Genomic DNA, 16642 nt, shown 5'->3' with positions numbered 1-16642 from the left:
GTTATCCCCCTTCCTCAGCTTGATGTTTTTTCGTTCTTTTTATTATTTCTGTTCTTTCTATCATTCTAGCTTTCATAATTTGCCAATCTTGTTGTTGGTTCGGTTCTTTTGTCTCAACATCGCTATTGGCAAATGGATAATGGTCTTCAAACTTAGGCATTTTTTTAGGCTCATTCAATGCGTAAGCATTCAATTGTGCTGCTTTATAATCAAGCATTGCCTGTTGTTCTAATTCTTGCTTTCGCTTAGCAACATTTGCCTCGGCTTGAACAACAATTTCTTCATAAGTCATGGACCAATATTTGTCTGCATCAATACCTGCTTCTACTGCTTTGGGATACATTTCTTCCAATAAATCTGAAAAAGACGAGAAACCTACACTAGGCTCTCGTCCTCTGGATTGTCCCCAATTAGATCTGTTTTGTCTGTTTCTTCCTCCGAGCCGAAAAAACCTGCTTCTTCCATTAGCTTTTGAATAACTTCAACTAATTTCATCATAGAGCCACCACTGGCAACATATTCATCGTACAGCTCTGGCATATCGGCCATTTTGATATTAGCTGTCTGGTTAGTTGCATGTAGAATCGTTAGCATCTCTCCTAGACGAGGCATTTTGAATCCTCCGTTGCCATTCATCAAAATACCAAATATCGACTGTCCCAAACGTTTTTCAATATCAACTGTAGCCTTTCCATCTAATACTAAAGATAATGTTTTCTTACCAAATTCAACTTTCATCGGTTTCATATATAAATTCCTCCTATAATTAAAAAAAATACGGCTAAGTATTTCTTAGCCGTTTGATCAATTCATATTTACTAAGCCCAATCTGGACCTTCTGAAACAGTGACAGATAGCGTAAATTGATACGCACCATTTACTTCACCTGCACCCATTTTAACTGTTACTCCACCTTTAAAAGAACACACTGCACCATCAGGATATTCCAATTCAAAAGAAGCCTCTTTTCCTGAAGTTTGAATGGTTTTCAATTTAGTAAAACTAGCCTTGTCATATAAGAATGTGAATTCTAATGAATCCATATCCTGAATTCCAGAAATATATTTTTTGGTTGCATCAGCTAAAGTAGTAATATCCACTTGTTCAGGATCACCACCAACCTCAGGAACTGCTTGTAGGCCTTTCAGTTCAGTGAAAGCTGTCTCTGCTCCTGACTTCATTGATAGTTTAGTATCTTTTGATAATAGCCCAGCAAATTTTTGTAAATCCATTGGGATGATTAATTTTTGTTTTTTCATGTTTGGTTTCCTCCTATTGATAAACTAAAAGCGTCCGATTATCTACAACTCCTTTAAAAGTCATAATCGAACGCTTAAATGTTTCATTGTTATTATCATCAGTTTCAGTATTCCTAAAACCAATTGCTTTTAGTGCATCTATCACTTTTTGTTGAACGGTAGTGAGTGATTTGTTGCTATATAGATCAACTTTTACTGTCCACTCAGTCAGGGTTTCATTTTCTGAAATGTCTAACTTGTTTGGTTTGGCTTTTGTTGAATAGATAGCTGCCGGCATACTGGACCACGTATTCGGATATTCTGCAGAAACCACCTTCAACTCAGATACTGATTTCAAAGCTTTTACAATATCTGGTTTAACATTGTATCTTTTTGTCATAGTTTCTTCAGTCCTTCCTTCACATAATCAGCTAGAATGCTTGGTGCTTGTTCTTCCACTTCTTTTAGTGATGGATACAACCACGGTCTTGCCGGTTGACCTCTCGTAATAAAAAAGTCTTGGTCTTTAATCGTCACTCTTGGAATACCATAAATAGCTTCTAAATCAATCGCCACTTTATTAGCAGGTATGAACCAACGTTCTTGTGAGTACACTGGATTGATACCTGGTGGTAAGTCTTTTGGACTTGCTTCACCAACTGGTCCAGTCCCAAACTCACGATAAATAGCTGTATCTTTATCAGACCATACGCGACCGACGACTTTACCTGACGCATCAACTACTACTTCATGTTTGATTGACCCAGCAAGCTCACCGCTACCATGTTTAACTGAGGATTGCAGTCTACTTGCAGCGTTTGTGGCTACTTCTTCCACAATCTCAAACGTGCCATCCCAGACTGCATCTTCCACTACCTTAGGCATTGCTTTAAGTTTTGCTTTTAGTCTGTCCATTCCTCTAATTTCAACACCCATTAGCTATCACCTAATTTCTTTAGTGTGATATTCAAGTGTGTTGAATAGGGTTCGATAGCAATAATCTGATAGTCAGGATCTTCTTCTTTTGGTACATATAAACAAATGCCGTCTTTTTCATTATGTCCCGGCTTAATTAAATCACCTTGGTATTTGCAGGATTTAATATAAGGCAAGCTCTCACCATAAACTGCTGCCATTACCTGACCACCAGCAGATTGCACATTCATTTGTAGTTCTACTGCATCAGTCTCGTATCCTGTTTGTGAATTTCCTTCGTCATCAAACTCAGATAGTCGCTTTTTTAAATAGACTGTAGATAAATCACGTTTTCTTAGGCGCATCATGGAAACGACCTCACTTTGGCTACTCGATAACGATTGAGTTTAGACTTAATTTTTGTTGGAATACCAATTTCAAAGGTTTGAGAAACACCACCTTCTGATCGGGACGACTCACCCTCATTACCTTCTGTGTTTCGACGAAAAACATATAAATCCTTAACCGCTGAAGACATGTTTCCAACCAACACATCTCTATTGCAATAATCCAGCGCATCGATAGCTGCATCCCTTAAATCATCGGCCAGGATTTTTAAGTCTTCATCATCTGTAATTTTAAACTTTCTAGTTAGCTCTTCCGCTAGCTTTTTTAGAATTGGCTGATTCTTTTCGTTCAAGATTATCCCTCCTTAGAGGCATTCTTCTTTTTGTTGACTTTAATTTCTGTAAAAAGTTTTTCATTAAAATGTTTTTTCTCAATGGTTAGTTCGTCATCTTTTTGATAACGAACACCATTGTAAAATACAGAAATACTATTAACTTTCACATTCATTTAGTATTCCCCCTATGCAATTGGTTGTGCTTGGAATACTTCATCTGCTGCCGCAAAAGATGGTAAAGCTGTCGCAACTGCCTTGGTCCATGTTCCCACTGGATCGCGAGTTTCATCGTAAACAGAAGCCAAGACATTTCCAACTAAGCTAGTATCCACTGATGGGTCACGAGTCAATCGTGTTTCTTCAGCAGTTGGACCATACAATGTTTCACCTAGTAAATCGTCATTGAACATGACAAAACGATTTTCAGCAAAATATTTCTTCGTAGCATAGCTACCGTCAGTTTGCTGAACGCGATATTTTTCATCATAAGTCTGAATAACTGGATAACCATGGGTCTCCATAAACGCATCCAAATCACCTTGAGAAACCACGCGTCCAGAGTCACGACCAAAGATTGCCGCAATGATTTTAGGATGACTAGCTAAAGCTCGGTAAATTTTCCGAGAAGTTAATGCTCGTGTTGGTGTCGTATCTAGAGCATCAATCCAACGCTCAATATCAGCTAAAGGATCTGCAGACTCATCTGTCCATACACTTGTACCAGACAAAGCTTCTTTGTGATTGGTAGGAACATGGTAATCAACATTGAGATTCAATCCGTTTTCTGCAACAGTAATTTTTCCAGAAGACAATACTTCCATACGCATTGCTTCAATTCGAGCTCGAACACCAGTCACTAATACATCAATGTCATTGTAGACTTGACTAGTTAGGTAGTCCTGTTCGGCTTGTGTCCGAGGGTTTTCTAATGCAATGATATCCTCTTCATTTAATTGCATTTTGCGTTTGATTAAAGTAAGTTTCAATTCTTCTTTTGAAGCCTGACGACTACCGATTTCTGCCTCTGTATCGAATGCATGGACAGACGCGGCAATTGGAATTCGGCTACCACCACGGATTTGATCAAACTTTAATGATGGTGTCTTACGTTCTGGAAATAGTGTTTCTCCTAATAATGGTTTATATTCACGATTGCGAACATAGTTTAGTACTTCGTTTTGACTAAATAATTCTGTAATAGCTGGCATTGTTTTTCCTCCTAATTATCTAAATTTGATGTCTTTCATTGCAGTAATAGCAGCAGCGTCTGGTGCATCTGTCAAACGGTCCTTTAAGACATAGCCTTCCACCATAATTGCTACAGGCTGACTACCAGTATCTGTATCTACTGTTACATCGTTGAAGACAATCCCGATAGCTGTTGAATCATTGGCCGGATATACTTCACCTGCTTTGTAAGATTTATCAGCTTGATAAGTGAAGTTCTGATAATGAGCACTAGCTAAAAAGTTAATTTCTTCAACATTGTTTGTTGGTTTTACATACATATTCGATTCCTCCTATTATTTACCCCAAAGATTATCTTTAGGTTGTGATTGTTCATTTGCTTGTTTAGCAATTTTTTCTGCAACTGATGTCGATGCAGCACCACCATTGTTTCCAGCGGGATTATCAGCTGAATTCGCTAGTCTTTTATTAACTGCATCTTCAACTGCTGATCTGAAAACTTGTTCCACCGCTTCGATTGAAGCTTTACATGCATCTGAGTCAGTTAAGACAATTGTTTCAATCAACTCTTTTGGTAATTCTTTTTCTGCTAGAATTTCTAGCGCTTCAAGACGCAATTCACGACGGGTAATATCAGCTAAACGTTTTTCATCTTCGGCATTTTTAGCTTTTGCTTCTTCTGTCGCTTTTTCCTCTGCAGATAAGGCTGCTAAACGTTCTGCTTCTGATCTAGCTTCTTCAACTCGTTTGTTAGCATCTGTTTCCCATTTAGTTCTAGCCGTTTCTAATGACTTAGACAAGCGTTTGTCGATAAAAGAATCTAGCTCTGACTGACTAGCGAAAGAAATAGGTGCTTCACCGTCTGCACCCTCTGGACTGTCACCAGTACCATCTCCTTCAGCAAATAGCTGTAAGTTCATTTTCATCAGTCTTTGAGCACTTATAGTTCGCACAAAGTTCTTCATCATCATTTTGTTTTTGATCATTGGTAATTCTCCTTTTCCCATGCACATTTAAAATTTTGACATAACAAAAAGCACTCCATCTACGCTATAGCCCAGACACAGTGCTTACTCTTTGATATTCATTTTTAAATCCACACACGATTATTTGACTGTTCTTTATAGCGTCTACAATCTAAAGACAAATTAGCACTTCACTTAGTCGTCTACTCAGAATATGAAGTTAAATATTCAAATAACGAAAGGTCTTGCTGCTTAAATTTATCAACTATGCCTATTCTTTTTAATCGATTAGTTGCATTGGCTAATGTAAGATTAAGAAACCACGACTGATCAGTGGGAGTCGTAAAATGTTGATTTGTAACAAAATCATTTTCATCTCCAAAAAATCCACTACCTATTAACTGAATTCCTAGACCGTTCCCCCTTACTGCATATAACGAATTAAATAAAATAACTAAAAATTCACCTGCTGAAACTTGCGTTCGTAAAATCCCTATATATTTTTTATACGTTTCATAGTCCAAAGCACTATTTTCATCATCTAGGTATGCATTTAATACTTTCAAAATTCTATGAAATATTTTAAAGTATCTACCAGTGATATTGTATACTTGTTCAAATTGTTTTTTTATTATTTTGTTTTTAGTTTTTATCTCATCATCAATGGGCGTCTCTATTGTAAGAAATGCATTACCCATCTTATCAAAATATCTCATTCTTTGCGGATGGGGCATTGCTGCAGAACCTGCGCTAGGAGTAAAGGCTTCTTTAAAATCATAATTGTTTAAGAATCCTTGCTCACCATTGATTACAGTATAGTTTATCCAATCAATTGCCTCATTGACCTTTTTATCTTCCTGTACTTTTAAAAATAAATTTAACAATTGATAAAATTCTTCATTAATTTGTAGCAATTGTTCTTTTTTAATTCTATCTTTCTCCAACTTATTCTGTGCTACTCTTTGTTTTATTTCCAAATTGCGTTGATTAAACTCCAAATCTTCTTGTTTTTTTTCATTCTTTTTTTGCATTATTATGGTGTTTCTGAAAAGCAAAAATGTCAGAATTGGACCTATCAAAGATATAAAGATTTTTAGTAATTCAAGTCTACTAACATTTGTTAGTCTCCCATCAACTTTTTTACCAAATGGAATAAGATTTACAATAGTAACAAAGTATGGATAAAACACAAAAAATAAAATTATTGAAAACAAAACTAGAAAAATTCTGAATTTGTATTTTTTTAAGATTGATAAAATACTCTTAAAAAATTCGTATATCTCATCCCATTCTCTTTTCACAAGATCATCCCCTTAAATAAATAATATCAAAAAAGACAATTTCATTCTAGGAAATATTTGCTTTATCGATAGCTAACGAGATTTCAGATCACCAACCTTAACAGCATTATCTGCCCTTTCAGGTACTTTAATTTGATCCGGAGGCTTCTTTAATTTCAAATAAATAAGGTGTAATCCTAATAAAAAATCACGTAAAGTATTCTCTGGTTGACTCATCGAATCACTTTCCTTTCTTTTTTGGAAAAGGACTTTCTTGGTATGCAGTAATTAACAATCTATCGTTTTTATTCATCTCTGGTACATCAATTTCTTGTAAGGCATTGATAATAGCAACTTTTTTATTCGGAGCTGTAACAAATCTGAAGTCACTCCATGATCCCCATGAAAACCTGACTGCTACCTTAAATACATTCATATCTTCACCTCGTTTTGGACACAAAAATAGCACCCAGTCATGTACTCATGATTAAGTGCTATTCTTTAATTACTTCAATAGTTTTGATTTCACTTTCATTAAAACCAACGTAATGACTTTTAGTAGTACGAATAGTTATTTCATCGTAAAGTTCGTCCTCTGTATCCATCTTGTCAGTGAAGGTATTACAAAAACCTGTCAAAATCTGATTGTCAATAAAAGTCACTTTTATTTCTTTACCTATATATTGTTCTAAGTTCAATTTTGACCCCTTCTTTCTTCAATCGGAACTATGTGTGTTCGTTTTTTTGAGTGATGTATCTTAAATGTGTGAGTTTTTTTTGACCCTTTTTTGTTAGCAGCAGTACCCACGAAATCATCAGTTTGAACTATTTCTTTATTTGTACGTCTTCCTGATCTATCACGTTCCACGTATCCTGTACCTGCGAACTTATCAAAGAGTCTTTGAACGACCACATCATCACCAAAATAACTTTTGCCTTTACCGACTGTGGATTCCATATGTGGTGCTTGCTTCTCGCTATTCACTGTAGAACCATATCGGCCATCTTTAATACGAGACTTAACAAAAAAGTTGTCTCTTAAACGTTCCCACTTCTCACTATCATTATACTTGGTTTCCTGATATTCATCCAACGATTTCGGGCTATATTCTTTTCCTAAAACATTTTTTAACCTTCTGTAATCTGCATTGTCTTTTTGCCGGTTTAAAACTTTTTTCTTCTGCAGTTCAATTTCATCATCAGAATAGGTTTTTTTTAACTTATTCATCCAGTCATCGTAGGTGGCATCCTTAGGCAGCTTGAATGTCTTTCCACTAACAGGGTCAATGGCTGTTCGGGTTCCACTTAATGTTCGTTTGCCAAAATATGCGACTGCTATGGTTCTACACCACGGATGAAAAGGGGGGTAGTTTCCATCTGCTCCATTTACTATCGCCTTAGCTACTTCATATATTTTATCTGCTTTACTTTTGTTCTTACAAATTTCGGATGTCCGTAAATCTAATACTACTAACAACTTATAATGCTTCACACCACGATCTTCCCAAGCTTTTAATTTAGCTTGGTTCGCCATGTAATTCGCTTCAGTTCGAATTAAACGCCTAGCAACATTGATTGATGCATCAAACTCAGACGCAATTGCTTTCGCCATCTCAGCTTCTGACATACCGGTCATAGATTCAACTGTGAATAATTCCTCTAATCGTTTTGCTAAAGCTTCAGTGTCAGACCAAATTCGTTTTGAATAGTTCGAACCTTTCCAATGGCTATCAAGAATGTTTTTAGTATAGCGAGTAGAGAGTTCTTTAAACTCATGCGGAGGATCATTTTGATTCCACGTCTCAATAGATATTCCTCGATCTTCCAGTCTTCTAATAGTTGCTTCAGCTGAAGCTTCACTGTAAGAATGATGAATAGCATCAATATAATACTCAGTCGATTGGTCCAGTTGGACATCAGCTATTTGTTTAGAAACTAAAAAAGACTTGGCTTTCAAGTCTTCTGCATGAGATATTCGTTCTTTAAATACTAATGCCTTAAGTTTATTTTGTGCTTCCAATTGCAACTCAGGATTCTTTATATCCTTAGCAAGCTTTTGCATCTCAACTAATTCATCAGGTCTCACCTTACGATTTAAGAGCGTTCTTGCCTCATAAGAATCCATACCAGACTTTTGTTTGGCAAGGTCGAAAAGGTTTCGAACCTTTCTAGTAAGATAAGATTGAGCCTGCCGATATGCAGTAATAACTTTCTTTTCAACCTCTTTGGCACCATCATTGATAGCTTTTTCACTCGCTACGTTCCGGCGTTCCCAGTAAGTAAGCTTCTTTTTCTTTGCCTTTTTCAAATCAATCCTCCTCTAGCTTGACAATAATATTATCTGATAAAATAGACTCAAAAAAGGAGTGGAATCATGTTTGAAGAAATGGAACCTCAAGAGTTGTTAACTCTATGCTTGTCGTCATTAGCTCTAATTATTTCGATCATAAATTGGATAAGAGACTGGAAAAGAATTACTGTTGATATTTCAAAAAAAGACATATTAAAAAGAGTAGAAACTTTCGATGGAGTACCTGCTTATCCCAATCAAGAACCTGGTGTAGGAATATCACTTCGTTTCCTAAATACATCCAAATACTCAATAGGCTTTTTTGATTTAGTATTCAGGGATGGATACTCTAATGAAAGGCTACCATCTTTCTTTACCTATTCTTTGAGACCCGAAATAGCAAAACAAGAGTTGCTAGGAATCACTTATAAAGATGAAGTGGCTCATTTGAACACCATGTACTCGAATTATGAAACGATTCCTTCTAACTCTACCTTGTTTAAAGAAACTGTAGTCTATCCAAAATCTGATAAAATTCGTATAAACATAAAGTTTGCTAAATTTTTTCCTATCCCTAATTGCTTCAGTAAGACTAATAGATTTTCAAAGTGGAAATCTGTAGTAATCAGATTAAATGATGAAGAAATCACATTTTTGCAATCATATTTATCACAGAAAGAATCAGCGCAACCACGGTAACAATTAAAATATTACTAAAAATCAATGAAGTCAGAACAGGTACTATAAAAAAAAGAAAAATAATTATGATAGTTAAATAAATGTCACTATCGCTTAGGATAAAATTAATAAACCTAAGCGATTTTTTTCTTATCATCTAATCACCTCTACTTTCACATTTTCGGGATACTGTTTTTCAATTTCTATCAATCCATCATAAAAAGATTTAATCAAGGCTTCAGTTACATCAGAATAGGTCTGAATATAAATGCCATTCTCCCCATTTAATTTTTTTAATTCGGTTAGTTCAACATAATCTGTTAAAGCATTCGTAGTAGTTGTGTAGAGAGCGGATACTGCTGCACACACGATATCTTTACCTGGTTCAGCGAATCCAGCATGTCCAGAAAGTGAGTAGCTTGAGAATTTATCATCATTCTTTTCGAATGTTGCTATTATCATCTTCACCCTCCTCATCTTCTTCTGGTTCATCGTCTAAATCTGAATGACTATCATCTGCTTGGGTTCCCATAGCTTTTTGCTGGAACTCGATATTTTCTTCCTTTTCAATTTTTAGTTGCTCCAATACTTCATCGACATCATCAATATCAGGTAACCAACTTAACAATACCTTAAGCGGTAATACACCAGCTTGGTACGCTTGAACTATTTGAGAAATGATATCCGTAGTATTAATAGGTAAGTTTGGTTTTAACTTAATCTTGGTACCTGTTGCATCAATAGAGCTGTCTTTAATTTTTAAAAAGTTCTCAAATAGCTGCATCCGTTGACGCAAACCTTTTATCATGTACCGTGATTTCACAGACATCAATTGTAATAGTCCGAATAGCTTATATTTCATGCTCTCGCCGCTAACGTTTCCTGCAAAGTTTTCATCATTCATATTAGGCACGTAGGTGATCTTATGAATATCATCTAAAATTGCATCTCTTAGTAAATTAACACCATCTTCATTTAATTCTTTAGTTAAATAGCTGGCATCTACTTCATTTGGAAAAGAAGTCGTTTGGAGCATCTTTTCTTGTGCTAACCTCTCACCATCACCATCTTGTAATGTAAAACCTCTAATAAATAGGATTGCATCTACAAAGGCTTCTTTATCATTTAGGCGATCTGATTGTAAAAGATTGTATGCATCAATCAAAGAGATAGCTTGCTCGAAATCTCCCTGCTTTTCTTCATTGTTCCGATATTCAATCACAGGGACCCCATGAAAATAATGAGGTAATGCTTTTATTAAACTATAGCTTCCCCATCCCTGAGATTCTGTTTTATATGTGATTACTCGATTATCATTGTAATATTTCACTAGGTAATGAGCTATAGAACCATTTAAGTCATATACTGGTTGATGATGAACTGCAAATAATGGGTTCTTATCTACTGTATCATCAGTTACCAAGAATATTCCTCTAGGGTCAATACACTTTAATGTTGGCTGCGTGGTCCCATCTTCTTTAATATTTAAATACAACAGTTCATAACCTACACCAAAAGTAGATAAATCTTTTTCTAATTCAGTATCATGAGACACAATATCAATCTCATCATACACATCCAAAATAGGCTTAATATTCTTATTGGTCTCTGCGCTATAGGCAATTGGATTACCTACCATAAAGCCAACATTCATATCGACAACATATTTCGCATGATTAATTAATACTCGATTGTTTGGCACTGACGGATTATCTTTAATGCGCTTTAAAATGCTTTGTTTCCCATCATAATAATCAGATAAATTTTCTAGTCGTCCTAAATTGCTTAAGTGCTGCTGAATACAATAATTCAATAATGCTTCTGGTGGATTATTCAAATCCCCAGCTACTTCTCTATTCACTACTATTGCCATTATTTCACCTCTCTAAAAACCAAATTGCACTTTGTTTGTAATGATTGCACGTTTGCCTTTTCTAACTTCGTCTGTATAAATCGCATACCTTAAAGCATCCAATACATCATCGAACTCTTTAATTGGTTCGCCCTTTTTTTCATCCCATACATATTGATAGATTTCATCTCGGAATTTCTTCACACGATCTCGACAGATGAATAATTTATTCACTTTTATTCTTTTTGCTACTGACTCAACACCAGACAATCTAGCTTTATCAGCATTCATAGCATTGATGTTTTCTCGCTTAAATCTCGCTACATGTTCAGGTCTAGCGGAATCACAATAAAAAGACACCCGTGAGCCATAACGCTCTTGAATGCCTTTTGCTATATCTACCCAATAATCAATCTCTTGGAACTGAGTAGCATGTTCTTCAATTAAATATGACGTACCTTCTTCAGTTTCACCAATTACAACGATGGATCCCCAGTGTTCATATCCCCAGTCAACACCGCAATAAAACTTAGAAAGAGGAGGTAGAGAATCAGAATCGATATAATGCTTGTTTGCATCAAAATCCTGATAAACAACACCTTCAGCAGATACCCACAGTCCAAGAATGTCTCTATCCCAAAACATACCTGACGGTGTGGTAGCTTTGATATTTTCTCTATATTCATTACTTAAAAAAGTATTGTCATCTAAAACGAAATGAAAATTCTTAATCTTATTGGTCGGGTTATCAATGTATTCTTTCTTCAACCAATGCTCTGGGTTATCTGGGTTGGTATCTGCTAATATTCGTGCACCCGTTCCAGAACATCGGGAAACAATTTCTCCGAACACTTCTTGTCGTGCCAATGAAGTCTCATTGATATAAGCACCGTGTGCTGTCATCGCTCGAATAGCACCTACGCCACCAATATTACCGGTGTAGGCTTGAACTACCTTCACACCAAACAACTTGAAATTTCCATGTTTATCAAACTTAGGTTCAATGCTATACATGTTGTAAAGCTCTTGCAGGATATTCTTCTGAATTGTCGAAGATGAAACACCAGCTAAAATATACATTGGTTCTTTAATGCCTTCATCATCAGCGATCTTTCTAACTCGTCGTAATTCAAACAGGAATAAATCATTATTGATTTTTGTTTTGCCAGATCGTTTAGCACCGTGTAATAAATTGATAAACCAATCTTTCTTTATGGTTTCTCTCAACACTTCAATCTGCTTCGAGCTATATACATCAGCTATCGCCATCTAATTCACCACTAATCTTGTTCAATAATTCGTCCAACTTGTCTTCAGTCGATTGCTCAGAACCACTTTGAAGAGCTTCTAACTTAGCTTTCATTAACTTGATTTCAGTCTTAGCCTTTTCTAACTGAGCCATCGAAAGCATCGATTTATATTTCAAATACAAATCCAAAGCCTTAATTTTACTTTCTAAATCTGGTGTGTATTCATACTGCATGTCTTTCGTTACTTCATTTTTTTCGAGCCTATTAATATGTTTGCTGAAACTCACTTGTGTTTCGCCTTGCCAAATGTTTATTAGTTCTTCTAGTGCATCATCTGAATTAACCTTGCGTTTTTTTTCAATAGGTTTCAGTCTAGAATCAATGTATTTAGCGATATGAGGTTTTCTGAGGTTCTCTTTTCCAATGACATACGCCGTCTTCTTAGAGTATCCAGCTTTGATGGCAGCTTGTGTAGCATTACCACCGTTTATTAAATACTCATCAGCAAAAGCCTTTTGTTTAATTGTCAGTTTTGCCACATTCAAGCCACCACCTTTCTATGCAAAATAAAAACAGCCTGCTAGGACTGCAAAATTAAATCTTCGTTCTTTAATTGCTCTTAGAGTCTCGTTGCTTTACCGACTCCACTTTTTGATGAACGCCTTTTCTTCAGCATCGATTTCATCAATCAAGCTATTTATTTTTTCACACCACATTTCATCCAACCAATCGCATTCGTCTTCCTTGAAATAGACTTGATTGCTGCTTCCCCAGTCTCGAACAGTTGCACCTTCAAAAAAATCAATACTCTGCAACTTTCCTAGTATTGTTTTCATACGATCAATTCGTTTCATATCAGAATCGAACTCACTCTTTATCTCTAACACTTCCATAAATATCTCTCCCAAAATAAAAAGACCGCCTAAGCGATCTTGATTAAACAACAATATCTAATGATATCTCTTTTGCAATTTTGTCTAATTCTTCTAAGTCTTCGTTCCACATTTTGTTCTCAATAAGAAATTTTTTTAATTCAATATATTCGATTTCGTTCAACAGAATACTAGAAAGTGTTGCGCTATATTTTTTATCTGGCTGAACTAATTGAAGTAATTCGATCATTGTATTCCTAATATTAAATAACTGACTTTGAGAGGAGTTAAAAGTAACAAGCAGCATTGTAGCATGAATATCTTGTATCTTTCTAACTAATATTTCAGTAAGTCTCATCCTAGTCAGTAACAATCGATCAATATCGTTTAGATTTAAAGTAGCGATAGTAGACTTACCGACAGAATTTTTGCCCACCAAACTATATCTTTTTAAGGAAATATAATCTCTTGGGTTTCTATTTGATGGATCTATAATAGGTTCGACATTCGGATCAAAGGAACCTTTCGCTGAATTACAACTTTTACAACTCGGCAACAAATTATTCCAATCTACCACTTTATCAGGATACAAACTTTTAGGATAAAAATGTTCAACTTCCATATAAGTTCCTGGTTCAACCAAAGGTGCTTCACAGTAAGCACATTTTTCATGGGACATAAGTAGCAGACTATCTTTGATATATCTCTTATTCCAAACTGGCTTTTTATCTTTTATATACATATTTGTCAATATCTTGACTTCATTTTGATCAAGTTTATTGGGTGGTTCGGTCCTCTTTATTTTAATCATTATCTATTCCCACCATTTGAATTTCTAAAACCTGCCTTAGTGGATTAGTTGGATGCAACATTGTATTCAATTTTGTATACGCTTTTTTTAATTTTTCAGTATCTTCATTAGTTAATGCAATCTCAAATTCATGTTTTGTTTCCATATACAGTTTACTTTTACTATATTTAACACCCATTACGTCTGATAAAATTTCTTCCAAAGTCCATCCCTTTAAACCGTATTCAGTAAGACTTAAGTCTTTGATTCTTACATCTTTATTTTCATCTAACTCCAAGGGAATAATCTCATTATTTTCTAAATCTTGTAAAACGCTTGGACTATGGGTAGTAATAATAAATTGTGCATTCGGAAAAGTTTCTTTCAATACTCTTACTATTTCACGTTGCCATGCTGGATGTAAGTGCATATCTATCTCATCTATAAGAATTACTCCGTCAAATTCTGCTGCCGGTATTTTATTATCAGTTGTTCTGAATTCAATTTCAGAGATAATCCCCAATAAAATAAATACTATTGCTTTATACCCAGCTGACTCAAATTCAAAATACACTTCACTTCCACGATCTTCTAATAAAATTTCATAGTTTTTTGTATCAGCTTTTTTAAAACGTATATCAGGATTTATTATCGAAAAAACATTTTTCATCAAATTATAATTTTCTTGTTCATATGATTCTAAGTCTTCCCAATGGCCACTACTCAAATATCTGTTTACTAACCAACTCTTCAATTGGTTATCAGAAATGCCATTCTTGGTAATTTCGGTTGTGTACCAATATTCTCTATTCGGATACTTACTGAGTGAATCCAATTCTTTGTAATCAATATTTCTCACTACAGAAAAGTGAATCAAGTCACGATAAAGAGTGGTTTCATTCCTTAGAGGCTTGTATTCTTCGATTGGTGTTACAGCATTAACATCCACACGTCTACTTTGACTCAATTCCTGGTTACAGTCCTGAAAAGTAATTTCAACCACGCCATTATTGCTCCCATATTTTTTTTTCAAATTTCTACCTGAATCTGAAAAACATGCTGCAATGGAATTAAGTATGGTAGTTTTACCTATACCATTTGTACCACAAATAACGTTCATATTAGAATTAAACTTTAAAGCCAAGTCAGTAATATTACCTACATTCGTTATATTCAGCTCGTTTATTTTCATTTCTGCTCCTAAAATCGATATTTTAGTCATAGTATAACTCCTATTCACTTTTTTTTAAACAAAAAACAGCCTCCTAAAAGAGACTGTTTAAACTTTCTCGCTTTTATAACGAAACAAGAGATATCTGAACTATAACTAAGACAGCAATGTGTAGAATTTGAATTATTTAGAAACAGAATTTCCTCGCTTTCTGTTTTTAAATTTGGTTTAGCTGCCTTATTGGAAATTTCCACAATACTATGATAACACCCTTTTTCGAATAAAAAGTATGGAAAAAGTATGTTTTTATTCATATGATAAAAGTTGGCCATTCTTATACGCTTCCGAAAATTCTATCAGTGCGATGCCTCGTAGTTCTTTAATACGTATTTCACTGTATCCCATATTCAACCCTATTTCATACACAGAAGCTTTCTCAGGTTCGCAGTAAGTCATAGAGAGTATTTGTCTACTTCTCCAAGATAAAGCTGCTAAAGCTCTTAATATTGCGTCTCTATTAATTTCAGCGTCCACACGCTCAACGAAACCATCTTGCGATTTATTAACTGATACACCAAGAGTTCTGGGCATATCACTAATTAGTGGTGATTTGATATCTATAGATGACTTTCCAGCAATCCGTTCCCACTTACGATACTGTGCCAAGACTTTTCTAGCGTTCATTTTGGTTTTTCTTTTATCAATTTCTGGTATTAAAGCCATCAAATACGCCACTCCTATGCTATAATGAATTTAAGCGATTATATTTAGCTAGGAGAAATCCTGGCTTTTTTTATTTTTCACAACTATTTAACAAAAATCGTGTTTTTTTCACAACCGCTACTCCGTAATAGAATAAGTTTGTGGAATGTTACTTAAAAAACGTTCTTTATTTATTCACAAAACAAACATTTATTCTGCACTCATTTTTAAGGTATTCTTGTTTTTTTATTGTTATTATTTATTTTGTAGAGGGAGACGAATCACTTTATCGTAAAGTATTCGTGGGGAAGCTGCCTCTCGACATAAAGATAAAACATACGCATACATTCCTTTCTATTATTTTATCTTTGACCGACTTATTTAAGTCGGTTTTTTGTTTTTTAATTATGTCTTGTGGCTGGTATTTTTATTTGCTAAAATATTTAAGTCTGCGGAAACAGACAAGTGTAATTATCTTTAGGTAGCCAGTGGTCGGCTGCCTCTTTTTGGTGTAAACTAGTCATGAGCTAGTAACTTCCTATTACTGAAAACATTACTGTTTCAAACTAGCTCTATGGCTGTTGACGACCGTTCATGTCGACAGTCTTTTTTTATGTTAAAATATTGATGGCCATGTTTCCTTGATCGGATGTCTCCATGGCCTGACCGTTGATTCTTGGCTCAACGGTCTTTTTCTGTAAAAACCGACGTTAGCGGTATTAATCGATTTTTTTAGCTGCACATAAAGGTTAATAAACCAGCAACACAA

General features: G+C 35.1%; 25 protein-coding genes. 1 reads left to right on the top strand and 24 read right to left on the bottom strand.

Features of this window, described 5'->3' with window-relative positions:
- Position 1: 1 nt before the first annotated feature.
- The 16 genes from ID741_RS10510 to ID741_RS10435 all read right to left on the bottom strand — a co-directional run bounded on the left by ID741_RS10510 (position 2) and on the right by ID741_RS10435 (position 8576).
- Positions 2 to 343, bottom strand: a complete 342-nt coding sequence (locus ID741_RS10510; RefSeq protein ID WP_438719936.1) for a hypothetical protein — start codon at positions 341 to 343, stop codon at positions 2 to 4.
- A 32-nt stretch (positions 344 to 375) separates the two neighbouring features.
- A complete protein-coding gene (locus ID741_RS10505) occupies positions 376 to 747 on the bottom strand; it encodes a DUF6096 family protein (protein ID WP_438719935.1) in 372 nt (123 codons plus the stop codon).
- A 71-nt stretch (positions 748 to 818) separates the two neighbouring features.
- Positions 819 to 1259: a phage tail tube protein gene (locus ID741_RS10500; RefSeq protein ID WP_438719934.1), complete on the bottom strand. Its 441-nt coding sequence runs from the start codon at positions 1257 to 1259 to the stop codon at positions 819 to 821.
- A 13-nt stretch (positions 1260 to 1272) separates the two neighbouring features.
- A complete protein-coding gene (locus ID741_RS10495) occupies positions 1273 to 1638 on the bottom strand; it encodes a hypothetical protein (protein WP_438719933.1) in 366 nt (121 codons plus the stop codon).
- Complete coding sequence (locus tag ID741_RS10490) at positions 1635 to 2174, bottom strand: HK97 gp10 family phage protein (protein WP_438719932.1); 540 nt, start codon at positions 2172 to 2174, stop codon at positions 1635 to 1637. The genes ID741_RS10495 and ID741_RS10490 overlap by 4 nt, the downstream gene beginning before the upstream one ends.
- Positions 2174 to 2518, bottom strand: coding sequence for a hypothetical protein (locus ID741_RS10485; protein ID WP_438720464.1), 345 nt, complete (start codon positions 2516 to 2518; stop codon positions 2174 to 2176). Before ID741_RS10485 ends, ID741_RS10490 begins: the two co-directional genes overlap by 1 nt.
- The gene (locus ID741_RS10480; protein WP_438719931.1) at positions 2518 to 2853 is read right to left on the bottom strand and encodes a phage head-tail connector protein; all 336 of its coding nucleotides are present in this window, start codon (positions 2851 to 2853) and stop codon (positions 2518 to 2520) included. The genes ID741_RS10485 and ID741_RS10480 overlap by 1 nt, the downstream gene beginning before the upstream one ends.
- 2 nt (positions 2854 to 2855) lie before the next feature.
- Positions 2856 to 3008 carry a hypothetical protein gene (locus ID741_RS10475; RefSeq protein WP_438719930.1) on the bottom strand — a complete coding sequence of 51 codons (153 nt, stop codon included), beginning with the start codon at positions 3006 to 3008 and terminating at the stop codon, positions 2856 to 2858.
- Positions 3009 to 3020: 12 nt separating this feature from the next.
- Positions 3021 to 4043 (bottom strand): major capsid protein, encoded by a 1023-nt coding sequence (locus ID741_RS10470; protein WP_438719929.1) that lies wholly within the window; start codon positions 4041 to 4043, stop codon positions 3021 to 3023.
- Positions 4044 to 4058: 15 nt separating this feature from the next.
- Entirely contained in the window at positions 4059 to 4343 is a 285-nt protein-coding gene (locus ID741_RS10465; RefSeq protein WP_438719928.1) for a hypothetical protein, read from the bottom strand.
- Positions 4344 to 4358: 15 nt separating this feature from the next.
- Entirely contained in the window at positions 4359 to 5009 is a 651-nt protein-coding gene (locus ID741_RS10460; RefSeq protein WP_438719927.1) for a DUF4355 domain-containing protein, read from the bottom strand.
- A 182-nt stretch (positions 5010 to 5191) separates the two neighbouring features.
- Positions 5192 to 6289, bottom strand: a complete 1098-nt coding sequence (locus tag ID741_RS10455; protein ID WP_438719926.1) for a putative phage abortive infection protein — start codon at positions 6287 to 6289, stop codon at positions 5192 to 5194.
- Between the two features lie 72 nt (positions 6290 to 6361).
- A complete protein-coding gene (locus ID741_RS10450; protein ID WP_438719925.1) occupies positions 6362 to 6505 on the bottom strand; it encodes a hypothetical protein in 144 nt (47 codons plus the stop codon).
- A gap of 4 nt (positions 6506 to 6509) precedes the next feature.
- Positions 6510 to 6704, bottom strand: a complete 195-nt coding sequence (locus ID741_RS10445) for a hypothetical protein (protein ID WP_438719924.1) — start codon at positions 6702 to 6704, stop codon at positions 6510 to 6512.
- Positions 6705 to 6762: 58 nt separating this feature from the next.
- A complete protein-coding gene (locus tag ID741_RS10440) occupies positions 6763 to 6966 on the bottom strand; it encodes a hypothetical protein (protein WP_438719923.1) in 204 nt (67 codons plus the stop codon).
- Entirely contained in the window at positions 6963 to 8576 is a 1614-nt protein-coding gene (locus tag ID741_RS10435; RefSeq protein ID WP_438719922.1) for a polymorphic toxin type 50 domain-containing protein, read from the bottom strand. Before ID741_RS10435 ends, ID741_RS10440 begins: the two co-directional genes overlap by 4 nt.
- 66 nt (positions 8577 to 8642) lie before the next feature.
- Here ID741_RS10435 and ID741_RS10430 point away from each other — a divergent pair, with 66 nt between their 5' ends.
- Positions 8643 to 9257 (top strand): hypothetical protein, encoded by a 615-nt coding sequence (locus ID741_RS10430; protein WP_438719921.1) that lies wholly within the window; start codon positions 8643 to 8645, stop codon positions 9255 to 9257.
- 132 nt (positions 9258 to 9389) lie between these two features.
- Here ID741_RS10430 and ID741_RS10425 read toward each other — a convergent pair whose 3' ends face one another.
- The 8 genes from ID741_RS10425 to ID741_RS10390 form a co-directional block, all read right to left on the bottom strand.
- Positions 9390 to 9698, bottom strand: a complete 309-nt coding sequence (locus tag ID741_RS10425) for a ribosomal-processing cysteine protease Prp (protein ID WP_438719920.1) — start codon at positions 9696 to 9698, stop codon at positions 9390 to 9392.
- Positions 9670 to 11109: a phage portal protein gene (locus ID741_RS10420; protein ID WP_438719919.1), complete on the bottom strand. Its 1440-nt coding sequence runs from the start codon at positions 11107 to 11109 to the stop codon at positions 9670 to 9672. Before ID741_RS10420 ends, ID741_RS10425 begins: the two co-directional genes overlap by 29 nt.
- 12 nt (positions 11110 to 11121) lie before the next feature.
- Positions 11122 to 12357 carry a PBSX family phage terminase large subunit gene (locus tag ID741_RS10415; protein ID WP_438719918.1) on the bottom strand — a complete coding sequence of 412 codons (1236 nt, stop codon included), beginning with the start codon at positions 12355 to 12357 and terminating at the stop codon, positions 11122 to 11124.
- Entirely contained in the window at positions 12344 to 12877 is a 534-nt protein-coding gene (locus ID741_RS10410; RefSeq protein ID WP_438719917.1) for a terminase small subunit, read from the bottom strand. Before ID741_RS10410 ends, ID741_RS10415 begins: the two co-directional genes overlap by 14 nt.
- Before the next feature lie 96 nt (positions 12878 to 12973).
- The gene (locus ID741_RS10405; protein WP_438719916.1) at positions 12974 to 13231 is read right to left on the bottom strand and encodes a hypothetical protein; all 258 of its coding nucleotides are present in this window, start codon (positions 13229 to 13231) and stop codon (positions 12974 to 12976) included.
- 43 nt (positions 13232 to 13274) lie between these two features.
- Complete coding sequence (locus ID741_RS10400) at positions 13275 to 14021, bottom strand: HNH endonuclease (RefSeq protein ID WP_438719915.1); 747 nt, start codon at positions 14019 to 14021, stop codon at positions 13275 to 13277.
- Entirely contained in the window at positions 14014 to 15222 is a 1209-nt protein-coding gene (locus ID741_RS10395; protein ID WP_438719914.1) for an AAA family ATPase, read from the bottom strand. The genes ID741_RS10400 and ID741_RS10395 overlap by 8 nt, the downstream gene beginning before the upstream one ends.
- A gap of 255 nt (positions 15223 to 15477) precedes the next feature.
- Positions 15478 to 15894, bottom strand: coding sequence for an ArpU family phage packaging/lysis transcriptional regulator (locus tag ID741_RS10390; protein ID WP_438719913.1), 417 nt, complete (start codon positions 15892 to 15894; stop codon positions 15478 to 15480).
- Between the last annotated feature and the right edge of the window lie 748 nt (positions 15895 to 16642).

The sequence above is a fragment of the Enterococcus sp. AZ103 genome, assembly GCF_051714685.1.
In the GTDB taxonomy this organism is placed as follows: Bacteria; Bacillota; Bacilli; order Lactobacillales; family Enterococcaceae; genus Enterococcus_A; species Enterococcus_A alishanensis.
Note: the sequence above shows the minus strand (reverse complement) of the source record. Positions and strands in the feature narration are given on the sequence as shown.

Coding starts and splice junctions, on each gene's coding strand:
- ID741_RS10510 (WP_438719936.1), bottom strand. CDS start 343: ATGTATCCCAAAGCAGTAGAAGCAGGTATTGATGCAGACAAATATTGG.
- ID741_RS10505 (WP_438719935.1), bottom strand. CDS start 747: ATGAAACCGATGAAAGTTGAATTTGGTAAGAAAACATTATCTTTAGTA.
- ID741_RS10500 (WP_438719934.1), bottom strand. CDS start 1,259: ATGAAAAAACAAAAATTAATCATCCCAATGGATTTACAAAAATTTGCT.
- ID741_RS10495 (WP_438719933.1), bottom strand. CDS start 1,638: ATGACAAAAAGATACAATGTTAAACCAGATATTGTAAAAGCTTTGAAA.
- ID741_RS10490 (WP_438719932.1), bottom strand. CDS start 2,174: ATGGGTGTTGAAATTAGAGGAATGGACAGACTAAAAGCAAAACTTAAA.
- ID741_RS10485 (WP_438720464.1), bottom strand. CDS start 2,518: ATGCGCCTAAGAAAACGTGATTTATCTACAGTCTATTTAAAAAAGCGA.
- ID741_RS10475 (WP_438719930.1), bottom strand. CDS start 3,008: ATGAATGTGAAAGTTAATAGTATTTCTGTATTTTACAATGGTGTTCGT.
- ID741_RS10470 (WP_438719929.1), bottom strand. CDS start 4,043: ATGCCAGCTATTACAGAATTATTTAGTCAAAACGAAGTACTAAACTAT.
- ID741_RS10465 (WP_438719928.1), bottom strand. CDS start 4,343: ATGTATGTAAAACCAACAAACAATGTTGAAGAAATTAACTTTTTAGCT.
- ID741_RS10460 (WP_438719927.1), bottom strand. CDS start 5,009: ATGATCAAAAACAAAATGATGATGAAGAACTTTGTGCGAACTATAAGT.
- ID741_RS10450 (WP_438719925.1), bottom strand. CDS start 6,505: ATGAGTCAACCAGAGAATACTTTACGTGATTTTTTATTAGGATTACAC.
- ID741_RS10445 (WP_438719924.1), bottom strand. CDS start 6,704: ATGAATGTATTTAAGGTAGCAGTCAGGTTTTCATGGGGATCATGGAGT.
- ID741_RS10430 (WP_438719921.1), top strand. CDS start 8,643: ATGTTTGAAGAAATGGAACCTCAAGAGTTGTTAACTCTATGCTTGTCG.
- ID741_RS10425 (WP_438719920.1), bottom strand. CDS start 9,698: ATGATAATAGCAACATTCGAAAAGAATGATGATAAATTCTCAAGCTAC.
- ID741_RS10420 (WP_438719919.1), bottom strand. CDS start 11,109: ATGGCAATAGTAGTGAATAGAGAAGTAGCTGGGGATTTGAATAATCCA.
- ID741_RS10415 (WP_438719918.1), bottom strand. CDS start 12,357: ATGGCGATAGCTGATGTATATAGCTCGAAGCAGATTGAAGTGTTGAGA.
- ID741_RS10405 (WP_438719916.1), bottom strand. CDS start 13,231: ATGGAAGTGTTAGAGATAAAGAGTGAGTTCGATTCTGATATGAAACGA.
- ID741_RS10400 (WP_438719915.1), bottom strand. CDS start 14,021: ATGATTAAAATAAAGAGGACCGAACCACCCAATAAACTTGATCAAAAT.
- ID741_RS10395 (WP_438719914.1), bottom strand. CDS start 15,222: ATGACTAAAATATCGATTTTAGGAGCAGAAATGAAAATAAACGAGCTG.
- ID741_RS10390 (WP_438719913.1), bottom strand. CDS start 15,894: ATGGCTTTAATACCAGAAATTGATAAAAGAAAAACCAAAATGAACGCT.